The 25,814-nt window shown below is 59.1% G+C and carries 28 protein-coding genes and 2 pseudogenes; 23 read left to right on the forward strand and 7 right to left on the reverse strand.

Annotated features, from left to right (window positions below; all coding sequences use genetic code 11):
• Positions 1-5 precede the first annotated feature (5 nt).
• From AC3WOG_RS36045 to AC3WOG_RS36155, 23 genes and pseudogenes are all read left to right on the forward strand, one after another.
• Positions 6-3,149, forward strand: coding sequence for an error-prone DNA polymerase (locus AC3WOG_RS36045; RefSeq protein WP_492582641.1), 3,144 nt, complete (start codon positions 6-8; stop codon positions 3,147-3,149).
• 46 nt (positions 3,150-3,195) lie between these two features.
• The gene (locus tag AC3WOG_RS36050; RefSeq protein WP_492582642.1) at positions 3,196-4,155 is read left to right on the forward strand and encodes an SOS response-associated peptidase family protein; all 960 of its coding nucleotides are present in this window, start codon (positions 3,196-3,198) and stop codon (positions 4,153-4,155) included.
• A gap of 407 nt (positions 4,156-4,562) precedes the next feature.
• Positions 4,563-5,261, forward strand: a complete 699-nt coding sequence (locus tag AC3WOG_RS36055; protein WP_492582643.1) for a tyrosine-type recombinase/integrase — start codon at positions 4,563-4,565, stop codon at positions 5,259-5,261.
• Between the two features lie 1,466 nt (positions 5,262-6,727).
• On the forward strand, positions 6,728-7,135 hold the full coding sequence (locus AC3WOG_RS36060; RefSeq protein WP_492582644.1) for a hypothetical protein: 408 nt from the start codon (positions 6,728-6,730) through the stop codon (positions 7,133-7,135).
• Positions 7,136-7,284: 149 nt separating this feature from the next.
• Entirely contained in the window at positions 7,285-7,551 is a 267-nt protein-coding gene (locus tag AC3WOG_RS36065) for a hypothetical protein (RefSeq protein ID WP_492582645.1), read from the forward strand.
• A 450-nt stretch (positions 7,552-8,001) separates the two neighbouring features.
• Positions 8,002-8,730, forward strand: a complete 729-nt coding sequence (locus AC3WOG_RS36070; protein ID WP_492582646.1) for a hypothetical protein — start codon at positions 8,002-8,004, stop codon at positions 8,728-8,730.
• A gap of 11 nt (positions 8,731-8,741) precedes the next feature.
• Entirely contained in the window at positions 8,742-9,506 is a 765-nt protein-coding gene (locus AC3WOG_RS36075; protein WP_492582647.1) for a hypothetical protein, read from the forward strand.
• Between the two features lie 100 nt (positions 9,507-9,606).
• Entirely contained in the window at positions 9,607-10,110 is a 504-nt protein-coding gene (locus tag AC3WOG_RS36080) for a hypothetical protein (protein ID WP_492582648.1), read from the forward strand.
• A gap of 74 nt (positions 10,111-10,184) precedes the next feature.
• Positions 10,185-10,457 (forward strand): hypothetical protein, encoded by a 273-nt coding sequence (locus AC3WOG_RS36085; protein WP_492582649.1) that lies wholly within the window; start codon positions 10,185-10,187, stop codon positions 10,455-10,457.
• 61 nt (positions 10,458-10,518) lie between these two features.
• Positions 10,519-11,250 carry a DUF5677 domain-containing protein gene (locus AC3WOG_RS36090; RefSeq protein WP_492582650.1) on the forward strand — a complete coding sequence of 244 codons (732 nt, stop codon included), beginning with the start codon at positions 10,519-10,521 and terminating at the stop codon, positions 11,248-11,250.
• Between the two features lie 451 nt (positions 11,251-11,701).
• Positions 11,702-12,277, forward strand: coding sequence for a hypothetical protein (locus AC3WOG_RS36095; RefSeq protein ID WP_492582651.1), 576 nt, complete (start codon positions 11,702-11,704; stop codon positions 12,275-12,277).
• A 309-nt stretch (positions 12,278-12,586) separates the two neighbouring features.
• Positions 12,587-12,967 (forward strand): hypothetical protein, encoded by a 381-nt coding sequence (locus tag AC3WOG_RS36100; protein WP_492582652.1) that lies wholly within the window; start codon positions 12,587-12,589, stop codon positions 12,965-12,967.
• Positions 12,968-13,033: 66 nt separating this feature from the next.
• Complete coding sequence (locus AC3WOG_RS36105; RefSeq protein ID WP_492582653.1) at positions 13,034-14,029, forward strand: HNH endonuclease; 996 nt, start codon at positions 13,034-13,036, stop codon at positions 14,027-14,029.
• Positions 14,030-14,071: 42 nt separating this feature from the next.
• Positions 14,072-14,833 carry a TIGR02391 family protein gene (locus AC3WOG_RS36110; RefSeq protein WP_492582654.1) on the forward strand — a complete coding sequence of 254 codons (762 nt, stop codon included), beginning with the start codon at positions 14,072-14,074 and terminating at the stop codon, positions 14,831-14,833.
• A 25-nt stretch (positions 14,834-14,858) separates the two neighbouring features.
• Positions 14,859-14,993, forward strand: a complete 135-nt coding sequence (locus AC3WOG_RS36115; protein ID WP_492582655.1) for a hypothetical protein — start codon at positions 14,859-14,861, stop codon at positions 14,991-14,993.
• An 18-nt stretch (positions 14,994-15,011) separates the two neighbouring features.
• The gene (locus tag AC3WOG_RS36120) at positions 15,012-15,443 is read left to right on the forward strand and encodes a GNAT family N-acetyltransferase (protein WP_492582656.1); all 432 of its coding nucleotides are present in this window, start codon (positions 15,012-15,014) and stop codon (positions 15,441-15,443) included.
• Positions 15,444-15,682: 239 nt separating this feature from the next.
• Positions 15,683-16,048 (forward strand): hypothetical protein, encoded by a 366-nt coding sequence (locus AC3WOG_RS36125; protein ID WP_266260723.1) that lies wholly within the window; start codon positions 15,683-15,685, stop codon positions 16,046-16,048.
• Between the two features lie 39 nt (positions 16,049-16,087).
• The gene (locus AC3WOG_RS36130) at positions 16,088-16,435 is read left to right on the forward strand and encodes a hypothetical protein (RefSeq protein WP_492582657.1); all 348 of its coding nucleotides are present in this window, start codon (positions 16,088-16,090) and stop codon (positions 16,433-16,435) included.
• A 38-nt stretch (positions 16,436-16,473) separates the two neighbouring features.
• Entirely contained in the window at positions 16,474-17,007 is a 534-nt protein-coding gene (locus AC3WOG_RS36135; protein WP_492582658.1) for a hypothetical protein, read from the forward strand.
• 13 nt (positions 17,008-17,020) lie between these two features.
• Positions 17,021-17,443: a hypothetical protein gene (locus AC3WOG_RS36140; RefSeq protein WP_492582659.1), complete on the forward strand. Its 423-nt coding sequence runs from the start codon at positions 17,021-17,023 to the stop codon at positions 17,441-17,443.
• A 579-nt stretch (positions 17,444-18,022) separates the two neighbouring features.
• Positions 18,023-18,487 carry an IS66-like element accessory protein TnpA gene (gene tnpA, locus AC3WOG_RS36145; RefSeq protein ID WP_492582660.1) on the forward strand — a complete coding sequence of 155 codons (465 nt, stop codon included), beginning with the start codon at positions 18,023-18,025 and terminating at the stop codon, positions 18,485-18,487.
• On the forward strand, positions 18,487-18,840 hold the full coding sequence (tnpB, locus tag AC3WOG_RS36150) for an IS66 family insertion sequence element accessory protein TnpB (protein WP_154567977.1): 354 nt from the start codon (positions 18,487-18,489) through the stop codon (positions 18,838-18,840). Before tnpA ends, tnpB begins: the two co-directional genes overlap by 1 nt.
• Before the next feature lie 90 nt (positions 18,841-18,930).
• Positions 18,931-19,794 (forward strand): annotated as a pseudogene (locus AC3WOG_RS36155) (transposase); the annotation flags it as partial.
• A 343-nt stretch (positions 19,795-20,137) separates the two neighbouring features.
• On the opposite strand, the gene AC3WOG_RS36160 reads toward AC3WOG_RS36155, so the two are convergent.
• The 7 genes and pseudogenes from AC3WOG_RS36160 to AC3WOG_RS36190 form a co-directional block, all read right to left on the reverse strand.
• A complete protein-coding gene (locus AC3WOG_RS36160) occupies positions 20,138-21,100 on the reverse strand; it encodes a DUF4238 domain-containing protein (RefSeq protein ID WP_492582661.1) in 963 nt (320 codons plus the stop codon).
• 85 nt (positions 21,101-21,185) lie between these two features.
• A complete protein-coding gene (locus AC3WOG_RS36165; protein ID WP_492582662.1) occupies positions 21,186-21,737 on the reverse strand; it encodes a hypothetical protein in 552 nt (183 codons plus the stop codon).
• Positions 21,738-21,894: 157 nt separating this feature from the next.
• On the reverse strand, positions 21,895-22,836 hold the full coding sequence (locus tag AC3WOG_RS36170; RefSeq protein WP_492582663.1) for an IS5 family transposase: 942 nt from the start codon (positions 22,834-22,836) through the stop codon (positions 21,895-21,897).
• 43 nt (positions 22,837-22,879) lie between these two features.
• A complete protein-coding gene (locus AC3WOG_RS36175) occupies positions 22,880-23,164 on the reverse strand; it encodes a hypothetical protein (RefSeq protein WP_492582664.1) in 285 nt (94 codons plus the stop codon).
• Positions 23,165-23,262: 98 nt separating this feature from the next.
• Positions 23,263-23,865: pseudogene (locus AC3WOG_RS36180) on the reverse strand (peroxidase family protein); the annotation flags it as partial.
• A 107-nt stretch (positions 23,866-23,972) separates the two neighbouring features.
• Positions 23,973-24,299, reverse strand: a complete 327-nt coding sequence (locus tag AC3WOG_RS36185; RefSeq protein ID WP_429259606.1) for a hypothetical protein — start codon at positions 24,297-24,299, stop codon at positions 23,973-23,975.
• Positions 24,300-24,672: 373 nt separating this feature from the next.
• Positions 24,673-25,596, reverse strand: a complete 924-nt coding sequence (locus AC3WOG_RS36190) for an alpha/beta fold hydrolase (protein ID WP_492582767.1) — start codon at positions 25,594-25,596, stop codon at positions 24,673-24,675.
• Between the last annotated feature and the right edge of the window lie 218 nt (positions 25,597-25,814).

A 25,814-nucleotide genomic window follows, 5' to 3' on the forward strand; every position in this document is an offset into this window, starting at 1 on the left:
CGCCCATGGCGCCGACCTACGGCGCACTGCCCGACTATGCGGAGCTTCAGTGCGCGTCCAACTTCTCCTTTCTGCACGGCGCATCGCACGCCGAGGATCTCGCTGCTCGCGCCGCACAGCTCGGGTATGCCGCGCTGGCCGTCACGGACGAATGTTCGCTGGCCGGCGTCGTGCGCGCGCACATCGAGGCGAAGAAGGCCGGGCTGCCTTTCATCGTCGGGTCGCACTTCCACCTGACCAACGCCGACGGCTCGCCGGCCCTGTCATTCACCGCGCTGGCGATGACGCGCGAAGGCTATGGCAACCTGTCCGAGCTGATCACGCTCGGCCGCATGCGCGCACACAAGGGCAGTTACCGGCTCGCGCCGCTGGATCTCGCGCACCCGGAGAAGCCCTTTGGACACCTGCGGGGACTGCCCGAGTGCGTCGCGATCCTGTCACCGGACTACCCTGCCGATGAAGACAGACTGGATACGCAGGTCGAGTGGTTCGTCCAGACCTTCGGCGATCGCGCATGGGTCGCACTGACATTGCACGCGCGTGCAATGGACGATATTCACCGCGGCGCCGTTGAACACGTTGCGGCGCGTCACGGCGTTCCCGTCGTCGCGACCGGCGCGCCCGTCATGCACGTGCGTTCGCGCAAACCACTGCAGGACGTGCTGACGGCAATCCGGGTCGGCAGACCGGTCGCCGAATGCGGCTATGATCTCGCGCCCAACGCCGAGCAGCACCTGCGATCGCGTCTGCGGCTCGCCAACCTGTATTCGCAGCGCACGCTCGAGGAGACGCTGCGAATCGCTCGCCTGTGCACGTTTTCACTCGACGAGCTGCGCTATGAGTATCCCGACGAGCTGGTGCCGGTCGGCCATACGCCGACCAGCTACCTGAGACAGGAGACCTACATCGGCGCACATCGCCGCTGGCCAGCGGGCATCCCGCATCAGGTACAGCAGCAGATCGAACACGAGCTCGCGCTGGTCGGGGATCTGCGCTACGAGCCGTACTTCCTGACGGTCTACGACATCGTCCGGTTCGCGCGCAGCGAAGGCATCCTGTGCCAGGGGCGCGGCTCGGCGGCCAACTCGGCCGTGTGCTTTGCTCTTGGCGTGACCGAGGTGGATCCTGCGCGCTCCTCAATGCTGTTCGAGCGGTTCATCTCGAAAGAGCGAGGTGAGCCGCCTGACATCGACGTCGATTTCGAGCATCAGCGCCGTGAAGAAGTCGTGCAGTACATCTACCGCAAGTACGGGCGAGATCGGGCAGCACTGACGGCCGCCGTGACGACGTACCGTCCACGCAGCGCACTGCGCGAATCGGGCAAGGCACTCGGCGTGGATCCGGCGATCGTCGATCGCGTCGCGAAGGCTTACCAGTGGTTCGACTCAAGCCGCGATCTGCTCAACCGCTTCGCCGAGGCCGGTCTCGACCCTGAAGCACCGCTGATCGTGCAGTGGGCGAATTTCGCGGCGCTGCTGCTGGGCTTTCCACGACATCTGTCGCAGCACAGTGGCGGCTTCGTGATCAGTCGCGGCAAGCTGTCGAGGCTGGTGCCAATCGAGAACGCCGCGATGGCCGACCGCTCGATCATCCAGTGGGACAAGGACGACATCGAGGCACTTGGCCTGCTGAAGATCGACGTGCTCGCACTCGGTATGCTGTCGGCCATCCGCCGCGCGCTCGACATCATTTCGGAAAAACGTGGCGAGCCGTTCGAGCTGCAGGACATTCCTGCCGAAGATCCCGACACCTACGGGATGATCTGTCGCGCCGATACGGTCGGCGTATTCCAGATCGAGTCGCGCGCGCAGATGAGCATGCTGCCCCGCCTGCAGCCGCGCTGCTTTTACGATCTGGTGATCGAGGTGGCGATCGTACGTCCGGGCCCGGTACAAGGCGGCATGGTGCATCCGTACCTGCGCCGGCGGCAGGGGCTGGAGCCCGTCACCTATCCGAGCCCGCAGATGGAGCAGGCGCTCTCGCGCACGCTCGGTGTGCCGATCTTTCAGGAGCAGGTGATGCAGGTCGCGATGCTCGCGGCAGGATTCACTGCCGGCGAGGCTGACCAGTTGCGTCGCGCGATGGCGGCGTGGCGTCGCAAGGGCGGACTCGAAGCCTACTACGACCGCATCGTGAACGGGATGCTCGAGCGCGGCTACGACCGCGAGTTTGCCGAGGCCATCTTTGCGCAGATCCAGGGCTTCGGCGAATATGGCTTTCCGGAGAGTCACGCGGCCAGTTTCGCGCTGCTGGTCTATGCGAGTGCATGGCTGAAGCACCATGAACCGGTCGCGTTCCTCGTCGCAATGCTCAACAGCCAGCCGATGGGTTTCTATTCACCCTCACAGCTCGTGCAGGATGCCAGGCGCCACGGCGTGAAGGTACTGCCGGTCGACGTGACGCTGAGCAACTGGGATTCGGCGGTTGAAGGCCAGACAACCTCGTCCCCGGTCCGCCTCGGCATGTCTCTGGTACGCGGCCTGAAAGAAGAAGCCGCCGCGCGCATCGAGCTCGCGCGGGCTGTTCGGCCCTTTACCGATGTCTCCGATCTGGCACGACGCGCGCAGCTCGATCGCAAGGATCTGCAGGCGCTCGCGGCAGCCGACGCATTGCACTCACTCGCCGGCGACCGGCGTGCAGCGCTGTGGCATGCGGTGGCTGCGGTACCTGACCGGGATCTGCTGCGCGGCGCGACTGATGACGACGCGACGCCGGTCCTCGCGCCGATGACGGAAGGCCAGCAGATCGCCAGCGATTACCGGACGCTCGGTCTGACACTCGGCCGGCACCCGCTAGAACTGCTGCGCCCTCGCCTGCTTGCCCAGCGACTGCTGCCGGCGTCGACGCTGGCCGGATTCCGGAACGGGCAGCTCGCACGTGCCTGCGGCATCGTGACGGTCCGGCAGCGGCCCGGCACGGCCAAGGGTGTGATGTTTGTCACGCTGGAGGATGAGACCGGCCAGGTCAACGTCATCATCTGGCCGTCCCTGCTCGAAAAGCAGCGGCGCGAAGCGCTCGGCTCGTCACTGCTTGCCGTGTACGGCGTCTGGCAGCGTGAGGGTGAAGTGCGCCACCTCGTCGCGCACCGGCTGATCGACGTGTCCCCGCTGCTCGGCTCGCTCGTCACGTCGACACGAAACTTCCATTAAGAACCGGCGTACCATATTCGCGCACCTTCTTCCAGGGAGAGCGAGCATGTGCTATTCGGCCCAGATCCAGGCGGACTACCGCAAGTACGTCAGGATGTTTGGCGCACACATGAGCATCCGGGAATTCGCACAGCTGTACTGGGAACGCGCCGAGGGCAGCAACGTCAAGATTCCGAAGGCGATGGACGCCGCGTTCTCGGTGCCCCACACCGACGATGAACGGCGGATCAGGGAAGCCATCGACCGGTTCAACGGCGAGCAGGCAACCAGGCTGGAGCAGGAACTGTTCAAACAGCGCGCGCGACTCGCCGACGCGGAACGCGCCCTGCAAAGCAAGACGACGAAGGCGGCCACCGAAAGCAAACGGATCGCAACCAGCAAGATCGAGTCGGCGCTGCGCGGGCTCGACGATCTGCGGCGCACCGAACCGAAAGACCGCGATTCGCGAATTTTCCCCGACAACTATGCTCCGGTGATGGTCATGGAAGACGGCAAGCGCGTCATCAAGCCGATGCGATATCACTGTCGCCCGGCTGGCAAGCCTGCGTTCTACGACAGGAAATATCCCGGACTCTACAATGCCAGGCTTGACAACCTCGAAGGCTTCTGGAAGGGCGTTTTTGGGTATTCGCACGGACTTATCGTCGCGAATGCGTTCTATGAAAATGTGAAACGACATCGCCTTGAAGGGCGCGAGCTCGCTGAAGGCGAACTGGAGGAAAACGTGGTCCTGGAGTTCAAGCCGCGGCCCGCTCTGGACATGCTCGTCGCCTGCCTGTGGTCGCACTGGCAAAGCCCTGGCGAGCCTGATCTGCTCTCGTTCGCGGCCATCACTGATGAGCCGCCCCCTGAAGTTGCCGCAGCCGGCCACGATCGCTGCATCATTCCCATCAAGCCGGAGCATATCGACGCGTGGCTCAATCCCGATCCACGCAATCTCGCGGCACAGTACGCGATTCTCGATGATCGGGAGCGACCGTACTACGAGCATCGCATGGCGGCCTGAGCCGGGACCGATCATTGAAGGCATCGGACCGCGCGCAGCCCGGGGACGGCGGGCATGGCGGCCGCCCTCTTCGGTACGCAAAGAGCTTTCGCACTCGGAGATCGGCCTGTTGTGAGTGTTCAACTCGTGGCAGCCAGCGGCGCGTAGGGCCGCAAGACTGGCGCAAGCCTATCTGGCGATAGAAATGGATTGCATTAACGCAACTTTCCTGGCCTTCGCGCGGGTTGCCTAACAGGCTGGTCTGAGGGTCCGTACATCCATCGCGCCGCAGGCCGGCGTGTTGCCAATGCGCAGTGGCATTTTTCCCGAGGAAATGAGGCACCGCGGGCGATATACTGGAAAGGAGCGCCCGGCGTTTTTTCTCTCGTAACAGGCTCGATTTTCGAGCGTATTCCGAGAAAGGAAGCATGGAACCTAAACGCGCCAAAGTCCTTACCCCCGCCAAATTTCGCCATCTGCTGTGCGTCACCGAAGAGACAAGCCGATTCCCCGAACGCGACACCCTAATCCTGCTGCTTGGCATGACATGCGGGATGCGAGTCACCGAAATTGCACGCATTGAAATCCGTGATGTACTATCCAAATCGGGCGCGCGACGCGAAGAGGTCAGCTTGCGAGGCTCGATCACGAAGGGCTGTCGCCCCCGTTGTATCTACCTAGCACACGAGCGCACAATCGCCGCGTTCGACCGCTATATCGAATGGCGCTACCGACGCGGTGCCGGCGCGGCTCTGGATCGACGGGAGTATCGCGGTCTCATGCCCCACACCCGGCTGATCCTCACTCAGAAAGGCAGCGCGTTCGAGTTGAGCGTTAAGCGGCGGGTCAACTTCGATGGTGAGACGGTCGAATACCTCGCGGCCGACAGTCTCCAAAGCTATGTCACAGGTCTGTACCGTGCCGCTGGCCTCGGTGCTGATCATAGCAGCCACAGTGGACGAAGGACGTTTGCAAGCCGCCTGGTTGCGCAGGGCCACTCGCTCGACACGGTGCAGCTGCTGCTTGGGCATTCCCATCTGGACCACGTTGCCCCGTATCTGGAGGTGACTCGGCGGGAACGATGGGAAGCTGTCGCGACATTCGACAGGGTCTTTGATAAAGATTGATGCGTGGATGCCGTTAACTATCGTTGGATGCAGATTCCACGTCCAAAGCAGATTCATGCAATTCGCATAATCGGCCAAATGGACTATCGTGGGACGGAAATGCCACTGCTGCGGCAATACACATATAGATTGAGGGCTTCGCCATGGCGCGCCGAAAATATAGACGTAAAAGTCACCTCGCCGAGGCGATAAACCGCTCCAGTCCAGGATGGCAGATGTTCTGGGCGGTTGTGGTCATCCTTGCATTCATATTTTCGATGGTGATGTATTTTTCGCACTGATCTGGCATCCCGCCACGGCGATATGATGGATAACACACTGCACACCGTAGGCATTTTGGAGTTGCCTCAATGAACCTAAAGACGCTTCTCTTCCTAGTGCTAGTGAGCCTAGTGGTGTCTGCATCAGCTCAAACGCGCATCGTATGCAAACCGGAGAACAAGAGCGGCAACACTACCGCTGACATTTGGCCCGAACCATACTTGTTGCAGAACAAGCTTTGCTTCGACATTGGGGTGAAATCCGGATCGGCGTGCGTCACTAATGGCGAAAGTACATCTTGGATGACCGAAGCAGTGATTGTGAGCATCGACGGTGTTTCCCAGGGGCGAGACGATACGTGGTTCCGGGTCGTACAACCGTCCATCAGCAGTGCGCAAATCTCCGTATGTCATGGGAACACAATCACTACATCGCGGCGTGTGCTGCATGTGGCCATGAAGGCGAATGCATAAGGTCGTCGGACGACTGGAATCGCTCGTCAACCTCTTATGTTGGATTTTCGAACAAGGCACCGGAGGTCACGGCCGTTGCTAGGAAGCGAGCAGATAGCGGCGATATGAGTCCAATATGCCCGAAGTGCGGCGGGACCGAAATAAAGATTGGCCAGTATCTGAAAACATCCTAAAGCCCAACGGAAAAGAACGTGATGGAGCTACGGTTGGATATTACGCGGCTCCGTTCGAAGTCGACGCTCGACAACACGAGATCCATTGCCCATCGGAACAGCGGCCGCGCCGCTTGACAAGGAAAACTGTGGACAAAGCTACACACCGACAAACTTCGTCATGCAGTGCAATCCATGCCGCGGCAGAAGTGGGTGCGGCGACTACCTACTTTATCTATGTGCTTCGTCTGACCGGGGACAACTTTTACGTCGGACTGACGTCGGGACGGCCGTCATTTCGTATCGCCCAACATGGCGGCCGGCGTGGCGCTGCATGGACTAAACTGCACACACCTGTCGCCCTGATTGAAACGATAGACTCCCGCACCGGCAACATGGAGCGGGCGTCGGAGTTGGAGAATATAGTGACGTGGCAGTACATGCAGCGGTACGGCTGGCAGCGAGTGCGAGGCGGTTTCTTCACCCGGTGTGATGAAGAGGAGACGCGAAAGAACCTAGCAAAACACGGATTTCTCGAAGCCCCTCAAAACCGGCGCAGATAGGAAAAGCGAGACGAAGAATGAAGAAACAGATGCAGGCAATTTCGGTCGAGGTCGACGACGATGGCATGGTCGTGCTCACTCAGCAGGTCAATGACATCAATGAACCCGATCCAGAGATTTACCTCAACCCTGAACAAACGCCTCTCGTAGCGGGATGGCTCTATGCAGCGGCGGGAGATGCGACCGGACAGGGCGCAGCGCCGGATAGCGAAAGCATACCGGCGAGATACTTCGCGCGCGGCCCGGAAGCTGACGCCGAGAACCTAGAAGTGTTCTGCAACGCGCAGGGCATGATCGTCTTGAAGATCGACGACGACGCGTTTATTGAGATAGCTCCCGCGATGGCGAAGCGCCTACGGGAAAAGCTCTCTGCGGCGATCCGCGCATCAATCGGGGAAATGCTTCGTCCCGACAACGAGGCATAGGAAAAGATCATGGAACCGAAAGGCAACGTCCTGTACGTGTACCGGTGCGCGGAATGCGGTCATCGAGGCGAACAGCGGCTTGCTGATGACTCTCAAGCGACGGGGCGCTGATGTGGCTCCCCGCTCACCCGACCTAGGAAAACAGACACATGGAAAAAATCACTAAACATCTACTCGACGTCACCCGCGTGCACTCCGGTGCACAGGATATCGAGCCAGGTGTCACCCTTCCCGCAATCTTCAATGTTGGTGATTTAGTTACCCTCGACTTGATATCCGGAAACGCTGTCCTCACGGTGCTGCTTGATGAAATTCATGGCAGCACGTTAATTGGAACCGTCGGTGAAGGGTCAACTGATAGCGTAGGACCAGGTGATCGCGTTTCATTCGTTGACCCGGATGCCGACCACGCTTAACGAGGCGGAAAAGCAGGCGGCGCAAAATGAGCCTCGACGTTGGACTTATCACCGGAGCCACAACATGAAATGCAGAGTCGTCTGGATTGCCTGTTTGTTGATAACAGTTACCGGGTGCGCCAGGCAGCCCGAACCACCAGTTCACCAAGCAACAACAGAATGGACTTGAGCACCGCTGGTCATCCTGCCTCTTCGCCAACGTCGACAAGCTAGATGATCGGACCTCTGACGCCCATACCATAGCGATAGCCCTTTCCTCGACCTGCGATCCAGAATATCAGGCCTGGGTGAATGCGCTGGCTTCCGATCTAACAGATTCTGGTGCCCGCCGCATGTTCATGCAGCGAGTTGAGATGGATCAGAACCGAGTGGATAGGATTATCCCGATCGTCCTGATGCACCGAAAACCGCCCGGAAATCAAGAGAATCTCGCGAAATAGGAAAAGCCTTATGACGCTCATCGTGAGTTGGCTCGATCACTGGCAGACACTCGCCGGCTCGCTCATGGGAGGGCTCATGGGCGTGATCGGCGCGCTGATCGTCGCGTCGATGGCGGTGCGCCGGCAACGCTGGGTGATGGCCTCGGCGCTACTTCCAGACACGCATCAACTTATCGCGGCCCATGACGCGCTTGAACGGGCGTTGCGAGCCATCGATCCGCCACTCGGGCGATGGGCTCAACCTCAGTGGCGTGCCGAGCGTCTTCGGCAGCTGCGCCCGTTGGTGTCGGTGCTTCATGACAGCGTGACCGTGACCCAGCTCTCTGACCTGGATGCGCGATTAAGCGCGCACTTGATGCACTGTCAGATGAGGCACAAGGACTTGGAGACGCTTCTTCAGCAATTTGACGACGCGCTAAATGGCTCGCGAGCACCGATGCCGCAGGCCAATGTTCGCGGGGCGATGGCAGTGGTGCAGCGAAGTGCAGATCGAGTTCAACAAGCCTGGTATCTATGCGTCGAACACGCGACGCTCACGGCGTACTTCATGGACCGGTTGGTTTTCAATCCCCGACCAAACATATGGCACCGGCTGCGCATGCGTTGGTGGCCAAACGAGCTCGATCGTCGCTCGGCGCATCTGCTGAAGACGGGAACGATCCTCGGCAAGCAGACGCAGCACGTCGCCGCAGCCGAAACGCTGGCGGATTCGCTCTCGCAGACAAGCGATCACGAATAGGAAAAGAATAAATGCAGCGCTTCGAAACTACCGCGGAATTTAAATGCCCAGCGTGCGGTGAGCTTACGCATAGCCGCGTCGCCGTCGCTGAGCCGGCATGGGGTAGTGCTGACAAGATGTCAGACCTTTACTCCGACGACCAGACCGATATCCAATGCGGAAAGTGCAAAGAGTGGTTTTCCGCCGAGGTTACGTGCAGCGGTGGATTTGATTGCCAAATCACGTTGAATGACCATCCCGATACCACCGTCCATTGTGGCACTGTTGGATATTCCGCTCCGGATTTAAACGATCCATTTTGGTGGAACGATGACATCCCGGAGAAACCTGAAGAGATTCTTCTCGATTCATACCACCAAGTCAGGAAATTGCTCGCGGAGCATGGGGGAGACACTGGAACGGACCTTATCAACCGGATGGTGTTCGCGCAGCAGGTAAGTGCGTTCGAAGCATACTTAGGCGACACGCTCGTGAACAGCGTGCTGAATGATGCGAACGCGGTGGGACACCTTCTTGCCTCAGACAAGAATCTCAAAGATCTTTCGTTTCCGCTTGTGGAGATTTCCAAAAACTCCAATCTTGTATCAGACACTGTAAAAACGTACCTTAAAGGTGTGCTCTATCATCGCCTTGAGACGGTCTCCTTTCTGTATAAAACTGCGATCAACGTAGACATCTGGAGTTCGCCGGAAACGAAGGCAAACTTTTCAAGGCAATCGTGTATCGCCATGACTGCGTACACAGAAACGGCTATGACAAGGCGAACAAGAGGCTAGACGTGTTTTCGAAAGGATATGTCCAAGACGTCGCGGATGCGATGAAGGAAATTGTCACGCATATTGAAGGTCAGTTAACCGCGGAAAAGACAGGACAGCGATGAGCGAAGAGGCACGGGCGGCGTCGTACGAGGACCTTGCTACGGTGCGCAAGGCGTTTAACGAATATTTTGACGCTTCCGTAAAGCCGCTACTTGGTCTATCCGATCGTGAACTGGAGCGGCTCAATTTTACGCAAACGGCGACGCGTATCCCGGATGCTGACATTCGCGAAGAGTATCGGGACCGAGGATCAAGACTCCTCGATGCCAATATTTTGTACTACGGGCACAACGCCAGTCCTATCGGTCCCGTTGAACGCAACGCAGCTTTCCATGTGGCGTCGACGCTCTTAGTATCGGCGTTGGCTTACAGATACGTGTCTGGAACCTTCTCGGCGCTGGTTGCCGCTGCCATATGGTACTGGCTTGTGGCCGAATATGGGTCGAGGAGGAGAAAGGGGGCTGAATCGGCGGCAACGGAACACAACGCGGAAGTCGCGGAATGGACAAAAACAATAGAGGATTGGCGAGCCGACAGGACGACCCTAGAACTTGTCAATTGAACACGGAAAAGTCAACGACGCGCGATGGGTCCCGCAGGCCAGGCGGTATGCGGTAACAAACAAGGCAAGACAAAATGAGCAAACAACAGCAGTTCCTCTGGGCGGTCCAGACAGCTCTCTTGGCAAACGCGATCAACCTGTCATTAGAGCCCTCCAACGCAATCGCGAATCGCCACATTATTTCCGCGTCGGGGACTCTCGGAACATTGGGTGATGCGCTGTATGCGAGCGAGCGGATTCCAGATGACTTATCGGCAATCGAAGCAGCAAACGATTTCTGCGGCTATATGTTAGCGAATCTGCGAGGAGAAGGCGATACAGTGCCTTCGTGGTTCGCCCGGAGCTAAGGCACGGAAAGTCGCGCTACGAGCGCGACACAACCAAGTGAACAGACTGGAGTTTCACGCGATGCACAATTTCGTCTCGAGCGAAATCGAAGAATTCCGTGCGCGGACTCGCGTTCGATTTGCGGGTGCGTGTCGAAGATTCCTCGACTTGTCGGCGGCCGCATCTGCGCATTTAGCGACGCTGGTGTTTGACGGACGATCTCCGGCTGAGCGCGTTGCAATAGCGTACTGGTCAAAGTGCGTTCGGGCTTGCCAGGCCGCATTTCTGTTGGCCGAGCGCGGCATGGTGGCTGATGCGCAATCTACGCTACGCGGTGCCCTCGAGACACTGTTTCACGCTGTTGCCCTTGTGCGCAAGCCCGATCTGTTGGACCGCTTTCGCAAGCGTGACGACGCTGAGAAGCGAAAGCAGGTCAATCAGATGTTCAAACACAAGGATATCGGCGCCGCGCTGACCGACGATGACAAGGCGCGTCTTCGACCTCTCTCGGAGCTGCCCGGCGACTCATCGTTTTCCGTGTGGGACGCAGCGGACGCAGCCGAAATGACTCATCTCTATGAGATGATCTACCGTACTCTCTCGCAGAACGCGGCCCACAGCACATTGACATCGCTTAATCACGAATTGATGTCGAAAGCCGAAGGGGGACCAAAGCTGCGCTTCGGGCCTACGGATGACTATCTCGAATGGACAGTCAATTTAATTTCTGAGTGCCTTGCGGCGGGCATATCCGTGATGCAGTCGGTTTGCGAGCCGCACAAGACAAAGGAAAAGAAAAGTGAGACTTGCTAACATTGGCTGCTGTTGCTTACTATCGCTTCTCGCCGGATGTGCGATCGAGGGTTTGGGTTGGCAAGGTCACGTCGACGCGTACAACAACGCGGCAGCAGACGGCCGCGAGTATGCGTCCCTCCACAGGGAGACAAAGGATGCCAAGTGGTATGCCGGATGGTGCAGCGCGATACGACCGCATTTCGCGCGAATGGGTGACGTGCGCGATCGGGTTGACCACTACTGCGCAGCGATGCAAGCCCAACCCGAAAGCGCCGAGGCGATTCGGATGGATCTCGTCGCAACGCTGAATGCAGGGACGTCATCGGCCACTACTTCGCGCGATTCCGCTTACTCGGCCTTTGGTGCGTCCGCCCAATTGCAGCAGGCGAAGCAAGTTCATTGCACGACGACCCAGTTCGGCAACGCCACTAACACAGATTGTCGCTAGACGGCTAGGAAAAGTTAACGCATGGACTGGAACGTTTTCGCCACCATCGCTGCTCCTATCGTCGCCCTTCAGGTAGGTGCTCTGCTGAACCGCATCTTTGAACGACGGATGAAGCTGGTCAGCTTCATATCGCACGCGTCGGCTATTCCGGTGCGGCCGGCGGACGGCCAAGCGTTTCAAGCGTTTCAGGTGAACACGCACACGATTGTGGTACGCAACGCCGGCAAGGTAGTTGCCACCAATGTGCGACTGGGGCACGCCGTTCTACCGCCGAATTTTGGAGTATGGCCGAACGTGGGGCACGAGCTGGTACGCCGCGAAGACGGTTCTGCTGAATTGGTCTTTGCGCAGCTTATCCCGAACGAACAGGTGACGATTACGTATCTGTACCATCCGCCGCTCCTGTGGAACCAGATTAATTCCTATACGAAGTGCGACCAAGGCTTCGCGAAGATCCTTTCCGTTATCCCTTGGCAACCACCACCGAAGTGGGCCACACGCCTTGTCTTGGCACTCACGCTGATCGGAGTGGTTTCCGTGCTGTATTTTCTCTGGCAGTTTGTGATTTGGCCGATCGTCGGCCGAGTGATTGCGTAACGGAATGCACGTCCATGACATCCATCACACTCGAACTACCTACAGAGGAAGCGCAAGGTATACCGCTTAGCCAGCTTCTTCCTCACCCGAGCGGCCCCATTCCTGGGAACGAAACTATTTTCACTGTGAATCTGACAAGCGCTCAGTGGTCTGCTGTCTCGCACATCCTGGCGGCGGATCGGATCCCCTACAAAATTCTGCGAGCGGGTCGCCCTCATTGGGAAGCTCATAACGGCGCGCACTGGTGAATGGGAAAGCCGAAGCTGAGCAGTAACCCACAAAGACTAACGAGTAGACGAGACAGGTCGCATGGAAAAAACCTCGAATATCATCACCGGCGACGCGTCGCAATCTGGAAGCCCATTGGCAAATCCTAAGAAGGAAGGCGATGACCCGTTCGGTCTCGCTCGCGCTGCCGAAAGCATCCGACATGCTTTTGTAGATAGCACGGACATTCGGGAGCGGGAAAAGACTGTACGCGATGCAAACGCGCACGCGCAAAAGATGAAAGAACTCGATGACGCGGAGTCAGAACGCAAGCGCACATTCAAGTCCAATTGGGTCGTGGCAGCGGCGTTCTGCTTTTTTCAGGCGCTGATCGCGCTCTACGGATTCAAGTCGAACAATGTGACATACATCCTTACTGCGGCGAATGGTTTTGGCGGGTTCTTTATAAGCCGGAAGTTTTGACGAGTAGGGAAAGCTGATTCTGCGGCGGGACATAATACAACCATGCTACCACTAGGAGTACCATTTTTGAGTGAGAAGCAACGCGCCTTTCGCAGCAACGAAAGCCTTTCGGAAGAAGCCGTGACGCGCGACGCCATCGCGCCGTTCTTATCGGCACGTGGCTACACAGTTTTGCACGACCAGCGTACGCAGACCGGCACCGCGATCGCGCAGTTCTTGCGTGTGCAGGCACCCGATGGTCAGATACTGCAGATGCGCGTACGTTTGTGCTGGCGCCGCACGGACGGACGTGCGAACGAGCGGAAGATCGCGGCCGCGCAATTGCGGGCTCGACTGATCAACGATAGCTGGGACGATACGCTCGCCTTCGTAGTCGCGCGTGACCGGGCCGAAGGCAATACGCATCATCTCTTCGTGCAGCGCGACGGTGCGGACCTAGTCTATGCCGCGCTAATCCCCCGCGAGGAACTTGCGCCGATCTGGCTCGGCCAGCGCGACGTAAGTGCGAACTTGATCGCCAAGGGCCTGTTGGGCAGGATGTCGAAGAACCATGCCATGAACGGGACCAGCCCAACAATCTGGTTGCAGGACGACCGTAAGGCGTACGGACATGAAGTCGCGGACATATTATGGAACTGGCCCGGCGTCATCGATTTGGCCAAGCTCGGGATTGTGCCGGCGTGCGGCGAGGAACCTGTTGACGATACCTACGACGACTGTCCAGTTAGCGACGCGTGGCGCATCGGCAGTGACGGAGCTGAGCGTCGTCCTGTGGTGCGGTCGGAGGTCAAACGCGATCCGCAGGTTCGCCGCGCGGTGCTTGCACGCGCACTCGGCTGTGAGCGCAACGGATGCGAGAGAAAGCAAGACTACTCCGGCTTTCTCGACGTGCATCACATCCTCGGGGTAGAAAAAGGAGACCGAGTCTGGAACTGCGTCGCCCTGTGCCCGAACTGCCATCGGGATGCCCACTATTCGCCTGAAGCGCTGGAGCTGAATATCCAGCTCCTTGCATACGCCGAGCAGTTCCACCCGTCGCAACAGGCGACTCAATCGGCATAGCCGGACCTGCTGCGCGCAGGATTGATCGACAAGGAAAAGGCAATGGCGACGCTGCAAACGATTGTGCCAGACGTCGAGGTTCTACTCGACCTCGCGCCGGAAGAACTTGCGCCGATCCTGCTCAAGCTGGCGAAGCAGAATCGCCAGAACGGAATGTTCACGACGGCCACGGCAACCCAGTACCTGTACGGTGCGAATTATGACGCGAGCGGTGGCTATCCGCGGCAACGCCAGGCGGAAATTGATGTAGCACTCGCCGAGGCATGGAACTGGCTGCAAGTGACCGGGCTGATGGTGCCGGCAAGCGAGCCGAACGGCCGCAATGGCTGGTTCGTGGTGAGCCGCCGCGGTGAGGTTCTGGTGGATGACCAGGGGTTCCGCGCGTTCCGGGATGCCGTGGAGTTCCCGAAAACACTTCTACACCCCGCTTTCGCCGATAAGGTCTGGCTGAGTCTTGCGCGGGGCGACTATGACGAGGCTGTGTTCGCCGCCTTTAAGTCCGTCGAGGTGGCAGTTCGGGACGCGGCAGGTCTCGCACCCACGGACATCGGCACCAGTCTGATGCGCAAGGCATTCGACAAGGCGTCGGGCCCGCTGACTGATATGTTGCAGCCAGAGGCGGAGCGCGAAGCGCTGGCGCACCTGTTCGCAGGCGCTATCGGTTCTTATAAGAACCCGCACTCGCACCGCACCGTAACAATTGCTGACGCGCGCGAGGCGCAAGAAATGGTCATGCTTGCGTCGCATCTACTGCGCATTGTGGACGCACGCCGTGTCCCGGAGCCGGTTGATCATCAGGATTGAAGTTTCCGATGCGGAACTCCAAGAAATGGACTGCAGTTCTGTCGAAGAATTTGAGGAGCAGATCCGCGACCAGCTCGATAACGGCGTCGTGACCAGCGACTGTGGTACTGGCTCGGAGTGGATGGCAGAGTACGAGCTCGAAGTCATCAAGGTCGACTGACCGCGGACCGGAAAAGTCATGTTCGAAAAAATGCTACGCCTTTCCGGTCTGCATCGCCCACGCGAGGAAACCCACTGCTCCCGGGAAACGGACGTCTCTTACAGTGAGCCGATCGGTTCTAGTGACCTATTTATCATCAAGGCTTGCGGCGGACGTTACGGTGGCGAAATCGGTCGGGTTGTGGCAGAACCGTTTGAACCAACGAACTGTTGTTACGTGATGGATGTTTTGGTTGCCCCCCAACATCGAAAGCGGGGAATCGCGACAAGCCTTCTTACACGCGCACTGCAGCATTCCGGGCGCGCGACGCTGGTGCCGGTTTCGATTGAACGCGATGCAATTGCATTCTGGTCATGCTTCGCAATCAAAGGCGAGTTACAAGTAAGGCTTGGTTTGATACACAACGAGGTGCAAGCGCTCCGCTACGCGATGCGCCCGATCAAGCTATAGGCAAAGCGCTCGCGCCAGCGGGCACTGGTCAAGCAGGAAAACATGTTTGGATATTTGAAGCGGAAGCCAACGGCGCGGTTTTGGGTGATCTCGACTCTGGTCGTAGTAGGCCCACTCGGTTGGTTGCTCCCGCCGTCGGACTTGACGAGCAAAATCATGTTCGCAGTAGGCATCCTGGGCGCTTACCTTGCAGTCGGAGCAGCGAAAAAAAATCACCGCTAGTTACGAAGGAAAAGATAATGATGAAGACGGGAAACGGGGCGGGACTGATCACGAGAGTTGTGATGCTCTCTGCTGCTGTTTTCATCGGCGGATGTGCTAGCACCCCTCCAACGAAGATCGGCGGAGATACCTACTATTCGTCAAAGACGAATACGGCAGGAATCTTCGGGGACGTGAGCGCGGTGAGCGGGAAGTTGATGGTCGAGGGCAATCAGTTTTGCGCTTCGATGGATAAAGAGTTCGAACTGGTGACGCAAACAACCACCTCCAATATTCCTGGCGTTCGGTTGGGCGGGGCGTCGATCACGTTCAGATGCGTCGTGCATGCCAACGACGTTCATATGCGCCCGGACAATGGCGTCACGACAACTACGACTCAATAGACCCGTCGCCGGATGGTTGTAAAGAGATAGGAAGAGCCGGTGCAGCCGGCGCAAGGAAAAGCGATGGAACACGAAGCACTCTACGATGCAATCCAGAATGCGTTTGACGTACTCGCCGCGCATGACGGCAGGATCGAAGACGAACATCGCGCTCTCGTTGCTGGGCTGATCGAGCGATGCGAGATTGCCGCGATGAACACAGATGCCGACCTTGGGCCGTGGGAGCGCAGAGAATTCGCTTTGGCTCGTGCGGCGCACGCAGCTGGCTGGCTTCGTTTGTCCTTGACTGCGGCGCATAAGGCGTTGCAGGTAAGCGAGTTGCCGAGGGATCAATACGATTACGGCTGGACCTACAGCCAGCATCAGATTGAAAAGTCTGCTGATTGACCGGAAAAGCGGCCTTGCCGCGCAACAAGGTAAAGACCATGGACGAGGCATCCGAGGCTCGCTTGCGAGCCATTTTTCAGAGCATCAAGACGGGCAGGAGGATCACTCGTAGCGACGATGACTTCGCCGTTCGATGCCACCGTTTATGGCCGAAAGAGTACGTCGCACTTCGGGCGGAAGTTGTCGGGACGATGCTCCACCAGTTTGATCCGCTCGGCCGTTTGATGGCTTTCATGTTGACGCGCGGCATATCGCTTGGGTGGCTTAGGCTTGGATTCTCTTTGTCTCTCCTTTGGGTTTTGGGAGCATGCGCTTTTGCAGCGTACGACTTCGCGATCCTGTATCACTTGCGTGCCGGATGGGAAGCGGCAGGTCATCCGGGATGGGAAGTCCGGAATCTACTCGTTACCTGTGGAGCGTCGTCTCAATCACCGGTAAGCAGTTGCTCGCTGGACCTCGGTCGAACGGTCTCGCTCGTGATTGGCCCGGTCGCTGCGGGATGGATTTTGGCAATCGGTCTAGCAAAACTCTATCGCTGGGTTCGCGACGGCTTTCGCGCCGATCAGCGTTGACAAGGAAAAGCCAATGGCGGACTCGCAATCTCCTGAACCGGTCAGCAACTACGAGAAGGTTGTGGAGCGTGCACGCTCTCAAACCCCGGAAACACAGCATACACTGCGTTCAGAGATGTTTGGAGCCTACACGGCGTTTGTAGGGGCTGCACTTCTCGTCTCCGTAACCAACGCAGCGGCGATCGGAGGAGGTCGATTGGTCGTTGCGCTGTTAGCCGTTGCCCTTCCGGCGCTTGTCGCACAACTGTTGCTTGACCGCAATGGTGAACGCGGCGATCTCGCTGCTGCGCGGATTCCGTCACGGCGTGTATTCAATTTGAAGCCATATTTGCGTGAAAGTGCCAGGAATCGCTTCCTGTTTGCTCCAAACCCGGTGGGGTTCGTGAAAGCCCCACCACTGTCCGCCTGCAAACCAACCCGTTTCGCCATCAGTTGACCGAATGCGGTATTTCAGCGTGAACAGTGGTGCCCACTCGCCGACAAGGAATATTCGGCAACCTATGACGCCACCGCGGTACAGCTCGGGAATCCCACCTGGGGTACCTACTGGCTCACCTTGCCGCCCGTCGTGTTCGGCTTCGACAATGCTCTCATAATCGCCAACGGGTCGCGGCACCGGCGGCGTAGTTGACTGACTAATATCTCGTAGCCCGCACAGTTGCATGTACACGACCAACTGCGGAGTACGGTCAAGGGAAATTCGCAGCGCTACCGGTTGGGGTCCGGGCCCGGGATAACCTGCCCATTCGCCGCTCCAGAACAATTTACCGCGTGTGTCGTTCCAGTAATGCACATAGACGGCCGCCGTTGTGCTCATTTCCGGGGGCGACAGTGCAGGGGAGGCGCGTCGTTGAGGAGGCGGGGCTCGCCGGTCGTGCCTCTTGCTCCACCGTGCTATTCCCCAAAGTGCCGAGAGACCGGCGATACAGGGTAAGCGCGCGATTTCGCACACCTAGCTTCCATTATTGATACGGCTCACGATTGCGTCCGCAACCCAACTTTGCGGACGCAATCCATGACAGAAGATGACCTGAGCTTTTTGCCCTTGCGTGTGACGCGTGTCGGTGTCGTCGGCAAGCGAAGCTTCGACCCGGCGGACAAGCGACGACTGGTCGAAGCCTGTCTGCGGCCAGGCGCCTCACTATCGGGCCTCGCCCTGAAGGCGGGCGTGAACGCCAACCAGTTGCATAAATGGGTCCAGACGCGAGAACGGGGCCGGCCTCCAATCAGGCATGACGTGCCGGTCGCATCATCAGTGTTTGTTCCAGTCGTCGCGATCGACGAGCCGACAGCGGTCATGGCGTCCGCGCCCGCGTCGCTCCGCGCCACCGGGGCCGAGTCACCCTGCGTCTCGCTACGCTCAACGCGACTGGCACGGCTGTCGGCTCACCTGCCCAACGGCGTGAAGCTTGAGCTCGAATGTTCAGCAGATGACGTGGCAATCGTTAATGCGATGGTTACCGTATTGGGAGCGTGCTGATGTTCCGCTTCGAGGCGGACCTGACGGTCTTCCTGCATCGCGAACCGATCGACTTCCGGGCCGGCATCAATAGCCTCGTGACGCTCGTCGAGCAGTCCATGCAGCTCGACCCGTTTGGTCGCGCCGTCTTCGCCTTCCACAACCGCAAACGCAACCGCGTCAAACTGCTGTTCTACGATCGTAACGGTTTCTGGATGATGTTGAGGCGCCTCGAGGAAGACCACTTCGTATGGCCGCGCCGGCAGCAGAGCGTCGTCAAGCTGACGAGCGAGCAGTTGCACTGGCTCCTGGAGGGCATCGACATTGATGCTGTACGCCGCCATCCGGTACGGTCGTACCATCACGCCAGTTGAGCATCGGGCGGCGCCCGTCAGCAATAACTGGCCGGCCTGTTACAAATTCCCGTAAACCCATCGCGGGCGACACTTCGCTATCCTGGAGGCATGAACGAGGACGACTTCTCCCGATTGCCGCCGGCCGCCCAGGCCTATATCCGTGAACTCGAGACACGCAACCGACAACTCGGCGAACGGATTACCCAGCTCGAAGAGCAGTTTCGCCTCGCGCAGAGCAGGCGCTTCGCCCCGAGCAGCGAGAAGCTCAAGGATCGCGTCTTCGACGAGGCCGAACAGATCGCCGACACCGAACTCGACGACATGGACGCTGGCGCTACTGACGAAACGTTTGTACTCCCCCACACGGGTCTGCCGGATCCGCCGGCATCCACGGGATGCAAACCGGGACGTAAGCCGTTACCGGCGCATCTGCCGCGTCAGCGCATCGAATACGATCTGCCCGAGAGCGCGAAGGTATGTCCGTGCTGCGCGCACGCACTGCACCGCATGGGCGAAGAGACCAGCGAACAGTTGCATATCGAAGTAAAGGCCTCGGTGCTTCAGCACGTGCGCTTCAAATATGCATGCCGTCACTGCGAGCGTCACGCGGAGCGCACGCCGGTGATCACGGCACCCATGCCCGCCCAGCCGTTGCCGGGCAGCAATGCCAGTGCGGCGATGATCGCCACGGTCACTGCGGGTAAATACGTCGACGGGACGCCGCTATACCGGATGGCCCATGCGCTGGCACGCGCGGACATCGAAGTCGGACGCGGCACGCTGGCGAACTGGATCATCCGGCCTGCCGAGTTGCACTACAGCCGTCTGTATGAGGCGCTGCGCACAACGCTGCTGTCGCAACAGCTGATTCACGGCGACGAGACAACGGTACAGGTGCTCAAGGAGCCGGGCAAAGCCGCCCAGAGTACCTCGTATATGTGGGTGTACCGCAGTGCCGAAGACTGCCCTGACGTAGAACGCATTAAAGATGTCAACGTTGCGACTATAAAGTCGTCAACTCGGGACTTCGTGCGCCCCGATAGCGTGGCGAGCCATACTCAGTAAGGGTTTGCCGGACGCGAAATAAAGTCGTCACTTCGCTCTTGATATGAGGCGCTCGACGCACGCCCGCCGACGGTGGTCAAGGAATATTGCGGCCGACGTATGCCGACCGCATCGGGCAGCACGCGGCCAAGAACGGACCTTCAACTCGAAGACTCAGATCGTTGACGATCGACAGACAAACGTGCGGTGCTACCGCGTCAGCGACACAGGTGGGCGCATTGTGGCGGGGTGACACTGCCTGCTCCACGGGTCAGCGAGCGCTTCCGGGGGACACCACGGGGCCGGTGACGCGTATCGAAGTATTGGCGAGCGGGGAGGACGCGAAAAATCCAAGGACGGCAGGTTCGTTCGCGAAAAGCTGCTGATACGATGCCTCGACCACTTTTAGGTTTAGCAACGCGACCTGCTCGGCAGATAGCCCATTGTCGAGAAATGGACAGGCTTCATCAACTTCGCCAAGCCAAAGCGCAAGCTTGGGCGACAAGGGGTAAAAGATCGTTACTGTCTGAGTTTCCATCGGTCGCAGGTTTATCACAGGTTGGTCGCCAGTGATGAAAGGTATATTCGAGTGATTGCGCAACAACGCGAGCCTTCTGCGTTTTCGCTCACGATAAAGTGAAGCGCCGACATTCTGTGCAAACATAAAGCTCAACATGCTCCATGCACGTCGTATATCGGCGTCTCCCACAGGCTTGATAGTGGCAGCAACACGTTCCTTGATCCCCTTGGTCCGCATATGTTGCTTAGTCAGAAAATCAAGGAACGCGATGCAGCGTTTGTCATCATAAAAACTGATGTCGCCATCAAGGGCGCATTTCAGTAGAGGGATGAACCGAGCCTCGACATCTGAGTGAAGCTCCTCCAACACGTTCGAGGCATACTCGTCCAGCAACCTTGTTATTGATTTGCTCTCGGCGGCTCCGGGAATCGCCTCGACCTCGCGAACAGGAGACATTAGCTTGTCCACCAGTGACTGGAAGCTCCGCTGCGCGGACGGATGGGACTTTTCGAACATCAATTGCACCATTTTCTCATCGGCGGCCGTGAGCTTCTGGAATTTGTAAAAGTCCTTCTCGACTGCGATGCGTGTCGTACCTGTAGGAAAGACCCGATCATTTTGCGGACACCAGATGCTGCCGCCAGTGGTCCACGGCCTCAGATATAGCTGCCATACGTGATGGTGACGGCGCTTGGGTTTTTGTTGTTCGGTCATTCCCGACTTTGGCGTGATTGCAACCGTCGAATATTAAGCCATTCCAACTACAGTCGCTCAATCAGCGCGGTCCGCCGAGCTCGATTCAGTCGGCCGTAGGTTCTTGCCCTCGCGGGACGCCTGCAGCGGACTGCGCACTCACGATGCCTTGGCGCACAGCGAATCGAACAATGCGCCCGGCCGACTCGTGATCGCCGAAGCCCTTCGCTGCGGCAGCGAACGAGACCACGGCCATTTCGATGCTATGGCGCAGGTATTTGGCGAAGGCAGCCGGGGCGGATGGGTGTGGAACGCCGGATACGTGATACCCCGGTGGATTGCCTCCGTACAGCTCCATTAGTTGCGAGCAGTTCCCATGGACATAGCCGGAGTTGACCGCGTATGTTCTCTTGATCAGACTGCCCACCGTCTCGCCGTCCGGTAAAACCGGTCCCCCTGCATACATCGCATCGATATATTTTCGCAGCTTCCAGCGCTTGAATTCCGGCCGCTCATTGAGGTCCGGAATCCCCGACGACCGCACGCTTTTGTAGTATTCGCGAAAGAACGACGCTAGGTATTCGTGGTGTTCCGGCTGTAGGCCGAGCTCAAGACCTCGCGCCAAGAACATAATGTCCTCGACAGTTTCCTCAACCATTGGAAGGTCTGAACAACCCGTTTTTTTCCGTTGGACTTCTACCGAACATCCAATGCGAGGATTTCAACCTCACTCGCACCGGATCAAGTCGCTACCGGTCACGTTGTTGTTCATCGGTGCTGTGCCCGCAGGCGGCATTTTTGTGCCTCACTGCACCTCACAGCTTCCTTCGCGCCATCCAGAGATTGGCCAGCGCGAACTGCGTTTCGATCTGCGCCGTATTCTTCGCCAGGCCCCGATACCGCGCCTTCAGATAGCCAAACTGAGATTTAAGCACCCGGAACGGGTGCTCCACTTTTGCTCTCACGCCGGCCTTGAGCCGCTCGATCTGCTCGTAGATCCTGTCGAGCCGGTTGCTGCGGTCCAGCTTCCGGCGCTTGCCCGGGCGCATCGCGACGTGCCACTGCACCGTGCCCGTTTCGCCCCGCTTTTCGATGCCCACATAGCCCGCATCAGCGAAGGCAACCGTCTCCTTGCCGTGCAACAGCTCATGCGCCACGGTGACGTCATGAACATTGGCCGCCGTGCACTTCACTGTGTGCACCAGACCCGATTCGGCATCGACTCCGATGTGCGCCTTCATGCCGAAGTACCAGCTGCCGGCCTTCTGCGCCGGACTCATCTCGGGGTCGCGCGTGCCCGCCTTCTTCGTCGATTTGGGCGCCGAGATCAGCGTCGCGTCGACTGCCGAGCCTACCTTGAGCATCAGGCCTTTCGCCTGCAGGATCTCATTGACCGTCGCCAGCATGCTGGCCGACAGCTCATGGGCCTCAAGCAGATGCCGGAAGCGCAGGATCGTGCTCTCGTCAGGCAGCCGCGTCATGCCGGTGCCCAGCAGCGCGAACTCCCGATACAGCGGGATGTCGTGCAGCGCTTCCTCCATCGCTGGGTCTGAGAGACTGAACCAATGTTGCATGAAGTGAATGCGCAGCATCGTCGCAACCGGAAACGGCGGGCGCCCCGTCTTGCCCTTCGGGTAGTGCGGCTCGATGAGCACAATCAGTTTCTGCCACGGCACCACGCGCGTCATCTCGTCGAGGAATTCGCGCTTGCGCGTGCGCTTCGTTGACAGATCCAGACCAAGACCAAGTTGCGACATTGCGCTACTCCCTGAATTGTCCTGATCCCAGGATACTCCACGCTCACGTTAATGCCAGGACTTTTGCAGAGATTCCCATTCTCACCAGTGCGGCATGCTCGATTAGATAGCTGACCTCAAGCAGCATAATCGCAGCGCGCGAGGTGCTAACAACGCGGGCCATTTTCGGGACGATTACCTGCTTTACCCCCTGTTCCGCATAGCGGGGCGCACGTCTTCCAGGATAGATCTCCGTCATTTGCGGCGGGTCAATCATGCCTGCAAGGCGGTGCAGAGTCTCTTCCATCAGTGCCAGCGCGTCGATCACGATGGTGTTGTCGTTGTTCATTGTGTTTTTTAGTTTATCTAGGGATGACCCAAGTGTATCGGTTCCGTGTCTGTCAAATTGGGGTGCCTCCAAGAAACGAATATTTTTGTACACTATCGGGCTGTGGCCGTCCCATAGCGCTTATCGCCGCCGAGCCACGTATTCTCGTTGCCCCAGTAGACATCCTGATCCGGCTCCCACGTGTCCTCGCGGCCACCCGCGAAGCCAAAGGTCTTGAAGCCCATCGTTTCGAGCGCGACGTTACCGGTCAGAATCAGCAGGTCGGCCCAGGAGATTTTCTGCCCATATTTCTGCTTGATCGGCCACAGCAGGCGACGCGCCTTGTCGAGGCTCGCGTTATCGGGCCAGCTGTTGAGCGGTGCAAAACGCTGTTGCCCGCGGCCGCTGCCCCCGCGTCCGTCGAACGCCCGGTATGTGCCGGCGCTGTGCCACGCCATGCGAACGAAAAGCAGACCGTAGTGGCCGAAGTCGGCGGGCCACCATTCCTGCGAGTCGGTCATGAGCGCGGCGAGGTCTTGCTTCACCGCGGCGAGGTCGAGGCTCCTGAACGCTTCGGCGTAGTTGAAATCCGGGTCGAGCGGATTGGACTTGCGCGAATGCTGGCTCAGCAGGTCGAGCCGCAGCTGTTTCGGCCACCAGTCACGGTTGGTCGTACCGCCGCCGGCGGTGTGATTGAATGGACACGTTGCTTTACTTGACATGATTGTTCTTGATCTGTGTGATTGATTCCAGCGCCACCTGCACTCACATGCCCCACGACTGCCCTGGACTCCCGTCGTGCACGCGGCATGCAACCTGCCTCGCCGCTTCACCTAAGCTGCGGCAAACTCGAGCCGATCGTCTTCACAGCGGTCTTGCCGCGGCGGAGCAGCTTGACCTGAGACCGCGCGATGTCACTCCATGTCTGCTCCGCTCGACGCACGGCGCAATCGAACGACTCGTCTTCCACCGTGCAGCGACCGTCTACGGTGATCAGCCATCCCTTGCGCGTACGCGTGCAACTCACGCGCCCGTCTTCCATGAGGTCGGCGTACCAGCGCCAGACACGCGCATCGTCAGCGTTCGCGCGAACGGCGGCAGCCAGACGCGTGATCTCGAGGCTATGCGGGTGCGAGCCTTGCAGTTTCAAACCCATTTCATTCCCTTTTCGAAGCCACTCAAAACCGGGCGCCAGGCGCAAAAAGCCTGTTTCGCGTTCGTCCAAAACGCGAAGCGACTACAGCCGGGAGCGCCCCAGCAAACCGTTCAGGTCCGACGCAGGCACGTTGCTGCGCCATGCCAAGCCGTGCGCGTGCCAGCGTATGCCCGACAGGGTCGCGCGCTGCAGTGCGCGTATGAACCGCAGCGGGGCGAACTCACGCATGCCCCGCCGCACGGCGGGGCATGGTGGCCGCGATTGGCATCGAGCTTAGGCGGCGCGCGGCTGAAGGTCCTTGTGACAGGCCGAAGAGTTCCGAACCGACGCGCGTTGCCTCGCAAGCGAGTGACGCAGATCTCGTCGTAGCGCCTCAGGACTTGAGGAACTCGAGCAGCTCGGCATTGACCTGATCGACGTGCGTGCTGCACATGCCGTGCGGCGCGCCTTTGTAGACCTTGAGCGTCGCGTTCTTGACGATCTTCGCCGAGAGCTTCGCCGAATCGTCGATCGGCACGATCTGGTCGTCGTCGCCGTGCAGGATCAGAGTGGGCACACTGATCTTCTTGAGGTCGTCGGTGTAGTCGACTTCAGAGAACTGCTTGATGCACTCGTACTGGCCTTTGATCGAACCGGCCATGCCCTGGCGCCAGAAGTCCTGCACGAGGCCCTGCGAGACTTTTGCGTCGGGGCGGTTGAAGCCGTAGAACGGCGTGGCCAGGTCCAGATAGAACTGCGAGCGGTTCGCCGCCACCCCGGCGCGGATGTTATCGAACACCGACATCGGCAGACCGTTCGGATTGTTCGCAGACTTGACCATTTGCGGCGGCACGGCGCCGATCAGCACGGCCTTGGCCACGCGCTTTTCGCCATGGCGGCCGATGTAATGCGCCACCTCGCCTCCGCCCGTGGAATGGCCCACGAGCATCGCGCCCTTCACGTCGAGCGCGTCGAGCACAGCCGCTAGATCGTCGGCGTAGGTGTTCATGTCGTTGCCCTCGGACGGCTGGCCCGAACGGCCATGGCCGCGGCGGTCGTGCGCGATCACCCGGTAGCCACGATTCACCAGGAAGAGCATCTGCGCGTCCCATGCGTCAGCCGAGAGCGGCCAGCCGTGCGAGAAGACGACCGGCACGCCCGTGCCCCAGTCCTTGAAGAAGATCTGCGTGCCGTCCTTCGCGCTCACGTAACTGCCGCCGTGAAGATGCGAGGTGCCGTGCGCATGCGCCGAGCCGCCCGTCACGGACGCGGCTGCGTTCGCGGACAGGCTCGACATGGCGGCCACGGCGCCAGCCATGCCCGCACTTGCCGAAAGCAGCCTGCGGCGCGACGCCGAAGGCCTGGTCGAATCGATTTGCTTTTTGTTCATGCTGGATCTCCGTCGTTGCATCGCCGCGCGCGGGCGTGGCGACGACCTTGCGTGTTGAGATGGATAGCGTTGCGGCGAGGAGCGAGAACTCGCTGAGAAACGCCACATGCCGGCTGGCACTCTAAAGACGCAAGCGGCCAAAGTCC

It is taken from the genome of Paraburkholderia sp. FW306-02-B (genome assembly GCF_058782725.1).

Excerpts from the sequence above, each read along its gene's own strand:
- AC3WOG_RS36045 (WP_492582641.1), top strand. The coding sequence starts at position 6 with ATGGCGCCGACCTACGGCGCACTGCCCGACTATGCGGAGCTTCAGTGC.
- AC3WOG_RS36050 (WP_492582642.1), top strand. The coding sequence starts at position 3,196 with ATGTGCTATTCGGCCCAGATCCAGGCGGACTACCGCAAGTACGTCAGG.
- AC3WOG_RS36055 (WP_492582643.1), top strand. The coding sequence starts at position 4,563 with ATGGAACCTAAACGCGCCAAAGTCCTTACCCCCGCCAAATTTCGCCAT.
- AC3WOG_RS36060 (WP_492582644.1), top strand. The coding sequence starts at position 6,728 with ATGAAGAAACAGATGCAGGCAATTTCGGTCGAGGTCGACGACGATGGC.
- AC3WOG_RS36065 (WP_492582645.1), top strand. The coding sequence starts at position 7,285 with ATGGAAAAAATCACTAAACATCTACTCGACGTCACCCGCGTGCACTCC.
- AC3WOG_RS36070 (WP_492582646.1), top strand. The coding sequence starts at position 8,002 with ATGACGCTCATCGTGAGTTGGCTCGATCACTGGCAGACACTCGCCGGC.
- AC3WOG_RS36075 (WP_492582647.1), top strand. The coding sequence starts at position 8,742 with ATGCAGCGCTTCGAAACTACCGCGGAATTTAAATGCCCAGCGTGCGGT.
- AC3WOG_RS36080 (WP_492582648.1), top strand. The coding sequence starts at position 9,607 with ATGAGCGAAGAGGCACGGGCGGCGTCGTACGAGGACCTTGCTACGGTG.
- AC3WOG_RS36085 (WP_492582649.1), top strand. The coding sequence starts at position 10,185 with ATGAGCAAACAACAGCAGTTCCTCTGGGCGGTCCAGACAGCTCTCTTG.
- AC3WOG_RS36090 (WP_492582650.1), top strand. The coding sequence starts at position 10,519 with ATGCACAATTTCGTCTCGAGCGAAATCGAAGAATTCCGTGCGCGGACT.
- AC3WOG_RS36095 (WP_492582651.1), top strand. The coding sequence starts at position 11,702 with ATGGACTGGAACGTTTTCGCCACCATCGCTGCTCCTATCGTCGCCCTT.
- AC3WOG_RS36100 (WP_492582652.1), top strand. The coding sequence starts at position 12,587 with ATGGAAAAAACCTCGAATATCATCACCGGCGACGCGTCGCAATCTGGA.
- AC3WOG_RS36110 (WP_492582654.1), top strand. The coding sequence starts at position 14,072 with ATGGCGACGCTGCAAACGATTGTGCCAGACGTCGAGGTTCTACTCGAC.
- AC3WOG_RS36115 (WP_492582655.1), top strand. The coding sequence starts at position 14,859 with ATGGACTGCAGTTCTGTCGAAGAATTTGAGGAGCAGATCCGCGACCAG.
- AC3WOG_RS36120 (WP_492582656.1), top strand. The coding sequence starts at position 15,012 with ATGTTCGAAAAAATGCTACGCCTTTCCGGTCTGCATCGCCCACGCGAG.
- AC3WOG_RS36125 (WP_266260723.1), top strand. The coding sequence starts at position 15,683 with ATGATGAAGACGGGAAACGGGGCGGGACTGATCACGAGAGTTGTGATG.
- AC3WOG_RS36135 (WP_492582658.1), top strand. The coding sequence starts at position 16,474 with ATGGACGAGGCATCCGAGGCTCGCTTGCGAGCCATTTTTCAGAGCATC.
- AC3WOG_RS36140 (WP_492582659.1), top strand. The coding sequence starts at position 17,021 with ATGGCGGACTCGCAATCTCCTGAACCGGTCAGCAACTACGAGAAGGTT.
- tnpA (WP_492582660.1), top strand. The coding sequence starts at position 18,023 with ATGACAGAAGATGACCTGAGCTTTTTGCCCTTGCGTGTGACGCGTGTC.
- tnpB (WP_154567977.1), top strand. The coding sequence starts at position 18,487 with ATGTTCCGCTTCGAGGCGGACCTGACGGTCTTCCTGCATCGCGAACCG.
- AC3WOG_RS36160 (WP_492582661.1), bottom strand. The coding sequence starts at position 21,100 with ATGACCGAACAACAAAAACCCAAGCGCCGTCACCATCACGTATGGCAG.
- AC3WOG_RS36165 (WP_492582662.1), bottom strand. The coding sequence starts at position 21,737 with ATGGTTGAGGAAACTGTCGAGGACATTATGTTCTTGGCGCGAGGTCTT.
- AC3WOG_RS36170 (WP_492582663.1), bottom strand. The coding sequence starts at position 22,836 with ATGTCGCAACTTGGTCTTGGTCTGGATCTGTCAACGAAGCGCACGCGC.
- AC3WOG_RS36175 (WP_492582664.1), bottom strand. The coding sequence starts at position 23,164 with ATGAACAACGACAACACCATCGTGATCGACGCGCTGGCACTGATGGAA.
- AC3WOG_RS36185 (WP_429259606.1), bottom strand. The coding sequence starts at position 24,299 with ATGGGTTTGAAACTGCAAGGCTCGCACCCGCATAGCCTCGAGATCACG.
- AC3WOG_RS36190 (WP_492582767.1), bottom strand. The coding sequence starts at position 25,596 with ATGGCTGGCGCCGTGGCCGCCATGTCGAGCCTGTCCGCGAACGCAGCC.